1 protein-coding gene is annotated in these 1,467 nt (G+C 35.5%); it reads right to left on the reverse strand.

The window, feature by feature from the left end:
• Positions 1–38: 38 nt before the first annotated feature.
• A protein-coding gene (locus FG383_RS20700) for an IS3 family transposase (RefSeq protein ID WP_281285379.1) occupies positions 39–1,369 on the reverse strand; the annotation gives its coding sequence in 2 pieces (ribosomal slippage) (positions 39–958 and positions 958–1,369; 1,332 coding nt in all).
• Between the last annotated feature and the right edge of the window lie 98 nt (positions 1,370–1,467).

A 1,467-nucleotide genomic window follows, 5' to 3' on the forward strand; every position in this document is an offset into this window, starting at 1 on the left:
TAAAGTGTACCCTTTGTAAAGGACATTTTTAAAAAAGGTTAGCCTGCTTTAAGAAGATGATCTCTGTATTGTACAGGGGTCATCCTTTTTAAATTCCATTGGTATCTGTAATGATTATAATAGGTCATGTATTGTTTGATTTCACTTTTTAGTTCGTCTAGATTCGTACACGCCTTAATCGAGGCTTCATCTTTAAAATGACCAAAGAAGGATTCTTGAGGAGCGTTATCCCAACAGTTCCCTCGTCTAGACATAGATTGACGTAACCCTAGCTTTTTCACTAACTTTTGGAAGTCAGGGTGTGTATAATGTGTCCCTTGATCTGAGTGAATCATCGAATCTTGTACCTTCTTAAAGTTTCGATTCTTTTTTAGCTTTAGAATGGTGTCTGTAGCTAAGTCCATAGTAATACGATCTGATACATGATAGGCTAAAATTTCATTGGTTGAACTATCTTTAATCGCAGATAAGTAGGCTTTCTGACCTTTGCCGTAAAATAAATAGGTGATATCAGTAAGAAGTACTTTTCCAGGAATACCTTGCTTAAATTCTCTATTCAATAAATTTGGCACGACTCGGTGTTCTTGTGTGGCTTTCATCATCCTTCTATATGGATTTGCCTTTCTAATAGGGCAGGTAATAGCGTACTTTTTCATGATACGTCGAATGCGTTTCAAATTGTAGACAACATTAAATTGACCCGCCAAAGTCATTTTAATTTGACGTGCCCCTTTCTTACGACCTTTGAAATGGAAGGCTTTTAATATGATCTCTTTTACGGTTTCATCCTTTTCATCTTTTTGCTTTCTTTGATTCTTTGACTTCTCAGAGAAATAATTATAGTATCCACTTCGAGAAACCCCAGCTACTTCACATAAGTAACTCACCATAGCTTTAAGTTGAAACTTCTCAAGCACTGAACGGATAAGAATATATTTTTGGTAAGGTGGGACTCCTACTTCTTCAGCCCCCTTTCCACAAAACGGATCTTTTTTAGTAATTCATTTTCTGCTTTTAGTAAGTTAAGTTGGGCTTCCATTCGAGCATATTTCTCATCAATCGATAGTTCATGTTTACGTGGTCTACCTGAGGCTTCGCTTCTTGTGTCTTTTAGACCCAAGACACCATTTTCTCGGTAGGCTTTTCTCCATCTATCCGAAGATGACTGTATTCGCTTTTTACCTATAACCTCAGCGTCAAAACCACATTCTTCAAATATTTGCCTTGGCAGCTTTCCGTTTTCATAGTCTACAATAAAAATTCGTTTAAACTCTTCGGTATAAGTAATTCCTTTTGGACTAACTGATTGAACATAAGGATTCTTTGTTAATAGTCCAATTTCTTTCTCTGTAAAAACTATTTTACTCATAATCTTCCCCTGTATTTTCTTTATTTTTTCTAATTATACAAAAAAGTACCCTATAGGTAGACCTTTTTTTAAGTGTCTACTCTATAGGGTACATTTTA

It is taken from the genome of Psychrobacillus soli, from assembly GCF_006861775.1.
Classification (GTDB): domain Bacteria; phylum Bacillota; class Bacilli; order Bacillales_A; family Planococcaceae; genus Psychrobacillus; species Psychrobacillus soli.